The following is a 7,568-nucleotide window of genomic DNA, read 5'->3' as shown; positions in this document are numbered from 1 at the left end:
GGCGAGGGGCCCGGCACCACGTGGTGCCGGGCCCCTCGCCGTCCCCGCCGTGGGTCACTCCGTGACGCCGGCCAGGCACTCCTTGAGCTCCGCGGCCTCGCCGGGCTTCAGCTCGACCACCAGCCGGCCGCCGCCCTCGAGCGGCACCCGCATGATGAGGCTGCGCCCCTCCTTGGTGACCTCCATCGGTCCGTCACCGGTTCTCGGCTTCATGGCCGCCATGTGGGAACTCCTCTTCCTCGATTGGTGTGGCTCCCATCCTATCCGAGCCGCCGCCGTGGCCCCGGACCGCCCCGGCGCCCGGGAGCGCGCGTCGGCGCGGCCGGCCCGGGCTCAGGGCGGGTAGTCCCCGCCGCCGGGCAGCTGCTTCCAGTGCCACAGCCAGCCGACCCAGACGAGCTGGAGCACGGCACCGGAGAGCACGCAGGCCACCCGGTAGGCGCGCGAGTCCGAGACCGCCGCCAGCGGCAGGGCGAGCGGGAACAGCGGCAGCAGCAGCCGGAAGGTGCTGGTCTGGGGATGCAGGAACAGGAGCAGGTAGACGGCGTAGGCGGCCAGCCACACCCGCGTGAGCAGGTCCAGCCGCTCCCGCACCACGCGGGCGCGCAGCAGCGCGGTCCCGCCCGCGACCAGCAGCAGGGGCGCGGCGAGCCCCAGCACGGGGCCGAACAGCCCGGCGGCGGCGTCGAACCACGGCACGACGGGCTCCAGTCCCCCGCCCCGCCACGCCGTCTCCGTGTCGGTGTACGCGGTCGGCTCGCCCGTGACGGCCCACGCGATCGCCGGCCAGGCGAGTGCCGCGCCGCACGCGAGGAGCGCGAGCGCGAAGAGGCCGTCGACGGCGTCCACGGCGCGGCGCAGCTCCCCCGCCCGGCGCCGGCGCACGGAGCGCACGAGCCACGTGATCCCGAGGGCCGCGGCGAAGGGGACCCCGGCCGGGCGGGTCAGGCACATGACGAGCACCACGGGGGCGGCCGCGAGGTGGCGGCCCCGCCCCACCAGCAGCAGCGCGCCCGCGAGCAGGAGCAGGTGCAGCGACTCGGCGTACGGGACCTGCAGCACCGGGGCCACCGGGTTGAACGCGACGAACGCGAGACCCCACAGGGCCGTGGCCGGCGGGGCGAACCGGAGGAACAGCCGGTGGACGAGCAGGGCGGCGCCGAGGCCCGCCGCCAGGGACACGGCCGAGGCGGTCGCGTCCCAGCCCGTGCCGGTGACCGCGGAGACGGTGCGGACGAGCAGCGGGTAGACCGGGTAGAAGGCCCAGGCGTTCTCCTGGACCCGGCCGCCGTCGTCCCGGGGCAGGGAGTCGGGATAGCCCTCCTGGGCGATGCGCTCGTACCAGTCCGAGTCCCAGGTGCCGGTGAACGCGAGGTAGCCCAGGGCCCCGTCCCCCCACGGGCCGGGGCCCTGCTGCCGGCCCACCGTGCTGAACACGGCCCAGGCCCAGAGTCGGGAGGCCGCCCAGACCAGCAGGGCCTGCGCCCACCAGGGGGCCGCGGCGAGGCGGGAGCTCACGCCTCCGGCACCGGGCGGGACGGCGGGTCCTCCGCAGGCAGCCGGTCCGCGAGGTGGGCGAGCACGGCGTGGACCTCCGCGGGGTCGTAGCCGCGGCGCCGGACGGTGAACGCGATCCGCCCGACGTCCTCCGCCGTCGGGCGCTCGGGCAGCACGAGCGGCGCGGCGGGGGCGCGGCCGGCGTCGATCCCGTCCCGGGCCGGCGCCACCCGGTCGGCGAGCCGGTCCCGGCCGAGGACCACGACGCCCACCACGGTGAGCAGCAGCACGAGCCCGGTCAGCCCCATGAGGAGTTCGGTCATGCCCCCAGGCTAAGCGCCGGCCGGCGGACCGGTGCGGAGGGCCGTGCGGCAGCGGGCGGCGCAACATTTCTACGGATGAGTACTCAATTTGCACGTTTGCAACGTGTCCGACATCACACGGACCCGATCTGGGATATCTTTCCGGTATGTCACACGCCACTCCACCGGCCGCCGCACCGGCCTCCTCCTCCGCGGGGACGGCCGAGGTCCTGGTCCGCATGTCCCGCGTGAACAAGCACTTCGGGGAGCTGCACGTGCTCCGGGACATCGACCTGGAGGTGAAGCGCGGCGAGGTGGTGGTCGTGATCGGCCCCTCGGGCTCCGGGAAGTCGACCCTGTGCCGGGCCATCAACCGGCTCGAGAGCATCGACGACGGCGAGATCCTCATCGACGGCAAGCAGCTGCCCGAGGAGGGCAAGGCCCTCGCGAAGCTGCGCGCCGACGTCGGCATGGTGTTCCAGTCCTTCAACCTGTTCGCGCACAAGTCGGTCCTGCAGAACGTGACCCTGGGCCCCGTCAAGGTCCGCGGCAAGTCGGCCGCCGAGGCGAAGAAGCAGGCCATGGAGCTGCTGACCCGCGTGGGCGTCGCCAACCAGGCCGAGAAGCTGCCGGCCCAGCTCTCCGGCGGCCAGCAGCAGCGCGTCGCCATCGCCCGTGCCCTGGCCATGGAGCCGAAGGTCATGCTCTTCGACGAGCCCACCTCCGCCCTCGACCCCGAGATGATCAACGAGGTCCTCGACACCATGGTCGCCCTCGCCAAGCAGGGCATGACGATGATCGTGGTGACCCACGAGATGGGCTTCGCCCGGAAGGCCGCCGACCGCGTGGTGTTCATGGCCGACGGCATGATCGTCGAGGAGAACACCCCGGAGGAGTTCTTCACGAACCCGCGCTCCGAGCGCGCCCAGGACTTCCTCGGCAAGATCCTGGGCCACTGACCGTCCACCCGTCCCTCCGACCCGACGCCACCACTCCCACAGCAAGGAGCACACCATGCGCAGCAGCAAGCCCCTCGGACTGGCCGCGATGGCCGCGACCGCGGCCCTGACCCTCACCGCGTGCGGAGGTGGCGACGAGGGCGGGTCCGGCTCGGGCGGCGAGGGCGGCGGCTCGGGCGAGTCCGTGCGGATCGGCATCAAGTACGACCAGCCGGGGCTCGGCTTCCGCGACGGCAGCGAGTACACGGGCTTCGACGTCGACGTCGCGAAGTACGTCGCCGGCGAGCTCGGCTACGCCGAGGACCAGATCGAGTGGGTCGAGTCCCCGTCCGCCAACCGCGAGAACATGCTCGCGAACGACCAGGTGGACATGATCTTCGCGACGTACTCGATCACCGACGAGCGCGACCAGACCGTGGACTTCGCCGGCCCCTACTTCGTGGCCGGCCAGGACCTGCTGGTCCGGGCCGACGACGACAGCATCCAGGGACCCGCCGACCTCGACGGCAAGAACCTGTGCTCGGTGACGGGCTCGACCTCCGCGGTCAACGTCCAGGAGGAGGTCCCCGGCGTGAACCTCGTGGAGCAGGGCGGCTACGCCGAGTGCGTGACCTTCCTCGAGTCCGGCCAGGTGGACGCGGTGACCACCGACGACATCATCCTCGCGGGCCTCGCCTCGACGGACGCCAACCAGGGCAAGTTCAAGGTGGTGGGCAACACCTTCTCGGAGGAGCGCTACGGCGTGGGCCTGCCCCAGGGCTCCGACCAGTGCGAGGCCGTCAACGGGGCCATCACCAAGATGATCGAGGAAGGGGCCTGGGAGGAGGCGGTCAACGCCAACACCGAGGGCGCCGACTACTCGTACAACGAGGAGCTCAACCCGCCGGAGCCCGAGCCCTGCGGCGAGTGACGAGGCCCGTGTGACCCCGCGGCCGGCCGGCGCCCGGCCGGCCGCGGGTCCCGGCCCGGCAGCAGAGCGCACGACCGATCCACGACGAAGGGCAGCCGCGTGACCCAGCACCAGCCCCAGCCCCGGGAGCTCCCGTGTCCGACTACCTGACCGACTTCGTCAGCCTCTTCGAGCAGTACGACGTCCTCGCGGCCTTCTGGGTCAACCTCCGGCTGACCTTCTTCGCCGCGCTGGGCTCGGCGGCCCTGGGCGCGCTCATCGCCCTGATGCGCATCTCCCCCATCGCCTCGCTGCGGCTGCTGGGCACGGGCTACGTGAACCTGTTCCGCAACACCCCGCTGACGATCATCCTCGTGTTCCTGGTCCTGGGCGTGTGGAGCCAGCTGGGGATCAGCCTCTCGTCGGACTTCGACCAGAACTTCTTCAACTGGGCGGTCCTGGGCCTGAGCCTGTACCACGCGGCGTTCGTCTGCGAGGCCATCCGCTCCGGGGTCAACACCGTGCCGGCCGGCCAGGCGGAGGCCGCCCGGGCCATCGGGCTGAGCTTCCTGCCGGCGGCGCGGCTGATCATCTTCCCGCAGGCGCTGCGCGGGGCGATCACCCCGCTCGGCAACACCCTGATCGCCCTGACCAAGAACACCACGGTGGCCGCCGCGGCGTCCGTGACCGAGATCTCCTCCCTCATGAAGACGATGATCGAGTTCCGCCCGGACGTGATCATCGCGATCTTCCTGGTGGTGGCCCTCGGCTTCGTGCTCATCGTCGTCCCGGTGGGCCTGCTCACCACCTGGGCCTCCCGGAAACTGGCGGTGAAGCGCTGATGGCCAAGACCCAGAACGTCCTCTTCGACGTCCAAGGACCCCGCGGCCGGCGGGTCAGCGCGGCGCTCAACGTGGTGGGCGTGCTTCTCGCGGCCGCCCTGGCCTGGGTGGTGCTCGGCGAGCTCGCGGAGCAGGGCCAGCTCGACGCCGCGAAGTGGACGCCCCTGCTCTCGGCGCGCACGTGGGAGAACTTCCTGCTCCCGGGCCTGTGGGACACCCTGCGGGCCGCGCTGCTGGCGGTGGTGCTCTCGATCGCCTTCGGCCTGGTCTTCGGCCTCGGCCGGCTCTCGCACCTGGCCCCCGTGCGCCTCGTCTGCACCGTGGTGGTCGAGTTCTTCCGGGCCGTGCCCGTGCTGGTGATGATGATCTTCTTCTACCTGGGGATCGGCCGGGCCGGTCTGGTGGAGCCGTCCAACGTGCCGTTCTGGGCCGTGGTCCTCGGGCTGATGTTCTACAACGGCGCCGTGATCGCCGAGCTCATCCGCTCCGGCGTCCACCAGCTGCCCAAGGGCCAGCGGGAGGCCGGCCTCGTCATCGGGCTCACGCCGTCCCGGTCCCTGCGGATCATCGAGCTCCCGCAGGCCCTGACGGCGATGCTGCCCTCGATGGTCAGCCAGTTCGTGGTGATCCTCAAGGACACCGCCCTCGGCTACATCATCACCTACCCGGAGCTGCTCGCGAGCGGCCGGCGGCTGGGCGCCGGCGACGGCAACATCCTGCAGACCCTGTTCGTGGTGGCGCTGGTCTTCGTGCTCATCAACTACCTGCTGACCGTGCTGGCCGCGTGGCTCTCCCGGTTCCTCAGCTTCCGCACGGGCGGCGCGACCAAGGCCGCCGAGGGGCCCCTGGCGGCCGAGGAGGCCACGGTCTGAGCCCGCTCAGGCCGTGAGCCAGGCCTCGAGGGCCCGGTAGCACTCCCGGACGGCATCGGCGCTCACGTGCTCGTCGTCGGTGTGGGCCAGCAGGGCGTCGCCCGGGCCGAAGTTCACGGCGGGCACGCCCATCTGCGAGAAGCGGGCCACGTCGGTCCAGCCGTACTTGGGCTTGGGCTCCTGGCCCACGGCGGCCACGAACGCGGCCGCCGCGGGACGGTCCAGGCCCGGCCGCGCCGCCGGGGAGAGGTCCGTGAGCTCGAGCTCGTAGCCGGCGAAGACCTCCTGCACGTGCGCCACGGCGTCCTCGGGGCTCTTGTCCGGGGCGAAGCGGTAGTTGATCTCCACGTGCGCGGTGTCCGGGACCACGTTGCCGGCCACCCCGCCGGCGATCCGGATCGCGTTGAGCCCCTCCCGGTACTCGAGCCCCTCCACCGCCACGGTCCGCGGCTCGTAGGCCGCCAGGCGGGCGAGGACGTCGGCCTGCTTGTGGATCGCGTTCTCCCCGATCCAGGACCGGCCCGAGTGGGCCGCGCGGCCCCTGGTGGTGATGCGGAAGCGCATCGTGCCGTTGCACCCGCCCTCCACGGTGCCGTCGGTGGGCTCGAGGAGCACCGCGAAGTCCGCCTCGAGCAGCCCGGGGGCGTGGCGCTGGAGCCGGCCCAGCCCGCTGGCGGCGGCCTCGACCTCCTCGTGGTCGTAGAACACGTAGCTGACGTCCCGGTTCGGGGCCGCCAGGGCCGCGGCCAGGCAGAGCTGGACGGCGACCCCGCCCTTCATGTCGGTCGCGCCCCGGCCGTGGAGCACCCGCGTGCGGCCGGTCCCCGTCCACGTGGACGGGACGGTGCCCCGGGCACCGGGCACGGTCGGCAGGGGCACGGTGTCGAGGTGGCCGGCGAGCACCACCCGCTCGGCGCGGCCCAGGTCGGTGCGCGCCACCACGGCGTCCCCGTCCCGGTGCACCGTGAGGTGCGGCAGGCGCCGCAGCGCGGCCTCCACCGCGTCGGCGAGGGGACCCTCCGAGCCCGAGACCGAGGCGATGTCGATGAGGTCGGCCGTGAGGTCGGCGGGGTCCGCGGCGAGGTCGAGCTCCGGTGCGATCATGGCTGCCAGCATAACGGGGCGGCCGTCGCCGCCGGTCGGCCCGGGACCGGCGTCCCCCGTAGGATGGAGGCCATGACTGCTTCCACCTCTCGTCCCGCCTCCGGCCTCGGCCTGGCCACCGTCGTGGCCTCGGGCCCCAAGGAGGGCACCGTCCTCGACGTCTGGTACCCCGCCCCGTCCCTCTCCGACGCGGTCGACACCTCCCTCGACGCGGACCTGCGGCTCGCGGCCACCGCCGACCCCGACCGCAACGTCCGCAGCGAGATCGTCGAGACCGTGATCGACCTCGACACCGCCCCCGCCGACGCCGCGGACGCGTACCTGCGCCTGCACCTGCTCTCCCACCGCCTCGCGCGCCCCAACACCCTGAACCTCGACGGCGTGTTCGGCCTGCTCGCCAACGTCGCCTGGACGGACCGCGGCCCCGTGCTCGCCGAGGAGCTGACCCACGCGCTGCTCCGGATGAAGGCCTCGGGCGGGCACGTGACCGTGCACAGCGTGGACAAGTTCCCGCGGATGGTCGACTACGTGGTGCCCACGGGCGTGCGGATCGGCGACGCCAACCGGATCCGGCTCGGCGCCCACCTCGCCGAGGGCACCACGGTGATGCACGAGGGCTTCGTCAACTTCAACGCCGGGACCCTCGGCCAGTCCATGGTCGAGGGCCGGATCAGCGCCGGGGTGGTCGTGGGCGACGCCACGGACCTCGGCGGCGGCGCCTCCATCATGGGCACGCTCTCCGGCGGCGGCAAGGAGCGGATCACCGTGGGCGAGCGCGTGCTGCTCGGCGCCAACTCCGGTGTGGGCATCTCCCTCGGCGACGACTGCGTGGTCGAGGCCGGTCTCTACGTCACCGCCGGCACCCGCGTGAGCGTGCACGCCGACGGCGAGCGGTCCACGGCCAAGGCCTCCGAGCTCTCCGGCGTGCCCAACCTGCTGTTCCGCCGCAACTCCCTCACCGGCGCGGTCGAGGTGCTGCCGCGGGCCGGCGGGACCGTGGAGCTCAACGCGGCGCTGCACGCCAACTGAGCGCCGCGGGTCCCGACCCGCCGCCGGACCCCGACGCCGCGCCCGGACGGGCACGACCCGTCCGGGCGCGGCGT

The 7,568-nt window shown here is 73.0% G+C and carries 9 protein-coding genes; 5 read left to right on the top strand and 4 right to left on the bottom strand.

Annotation, left to right across the window (positions count from 1 at the left end; all coding sequences use genetic code 11):
* Positions 1-54: 54 nt before the first annotated feature.
* From AVL61_RS17540 to AVL61_RS12010, 3 genes are all read right to left on the bottom strand, one after another.
* The gene (locus AVL61_RS17540) at positions 55-222 is read right to left on the bottom strand and encodes a DUF3117 domain-containing protein (RefSeq protein WP_075872508.1); all 168 of its coding nucleotides are present in this window, start codon (positions 220-222) and stop codon (positions 55-57) included.
* Between the two features lie 111 nt (positions 223-333).
* Entirely contained in the window at positions 334-1,518 is a 1,185-nt protein-coding gene (locus AVL61_RS12015) for a hypothetical protein (RefSeq protein WP_058874575.1), read from the bottom strand.
* Positions 1,515-1,820, bottom strand: a complete 306-nt coding sequence (locus tag AVL61_RS12010) for a DivIVA domain-containing protein (RefSeq protein ID WP_082697124.1) — start codon at positions 1,818-1,820, stop codon at positions 1,515-1,517. The genes AVL61_RS12015 and AVL61_RS12010 overlap by 4 nt, the downstream gene beginning before the upstream one ends.
* 218 nt (positions 1,821-2,038) lie before the next feature.
* Here AVL61_RS12010 and AVL61_RS12005 point away from each other — a divergent pair, with 218 nt between their 5' ends.
* From AVL61_RS12005 to AVL61_RS11990, 4 genes are all read left to right on the top strand, one after another.
* The gene (locus tag AVL61_RS12005) at positions 2,039-2,758 is read left to right on the top strand and encodes an amino acid ABC transporter ATP-binding protein (protein WP_157571409.1); all 720 of its coding nucleotides are present in this window, start codon (positions 2,039-2,041) and stop codon (positions 2,756-2,758) included.
* Positions 2,759-2,813: 55 nt separating this feature from the next.
* On the top strand, positions 2,814-3,668 hold the full coding sequence (locus AVL61_RS12000) for a glutamate ABC transporter substrate-binding protein (protein WP_058874572.1): 855 nt from the start codon (positions 2,814-2,816) through the stop codon (positions 3,666-3,668).
* Between the two features lie 134 nt (positions 3,669-3,802).
* Positions 3,803-4,489, top strand: coding sequence for an amino acid ABC transporter permease (locus AVL61_RS11995; RefSeq protein WP_058874571.1), 687 nt, complete (start codon positions 3,803-3,805; stop codon positions 4,487-4,489).
* Positions 4,489-5,361, top strand: coding sequence for an amino acid ABC transporter permease (locus AVL61_RS11990; RefSeq protein ID WP_058874570.1), 873 nt, complete (start codon positions 4,489-4,491; stop codon positions 5,359-5,361). Before AVL61_RS11995 ends, AVL61_RS11990 begins: the two co-directional genes overlap by 1 nt.
* A 6-nt stretch (positions 5,362-5,367) precedes the next feature.
* Here the strand turns inward: AVL61_RS11990 and dapE are convergent, their stop codons facing one another.
* Complete coding sequence (gene dapE / locus AVL61_RS11985) at positions 5,368-6,477, bottom strand: succinyl-diaminopimelate desuccinylase (RefSeq protein ID WP_058874569.1); 1,110 nt, start codon at positions 6,475-6,477, stop codon at positions 5,368-5,370.
* 51 nt (positions 6,478-6,528) lie between these two features.
* Here dapE and dapD point away from each other — a divergent pair, with 51 nt between their 5' ends.
* Positions 6,529-7,494, top strand: coding sequence for a 2,3,4,5-tetrahydropyridine-2,6-dicarboxylate N-succinyltransferase (gene dapD, locus AVL61_RS11980; RefSeq protein WP_058874568.1), 966 nt, complete (start codon positions 6,529-6,531; stop codon positions 7,492-7,494).
* Positions 7,495-7,568 lie beyond the last annotated feature (74 nt).

This window comes from Kocuria rosea subsp. polaris, assembly GCF_001483755.1.
GTDB classification, from domain to species: Bacteria; Actinomycetota; Actinomycetes; order Actinomycetales; family Micrococcaceae; genus Kocuria; species Kocuria cellulosilytica.
This window is presented reverse-complemented; position numbering and strand designations above follow the sequence as displayed.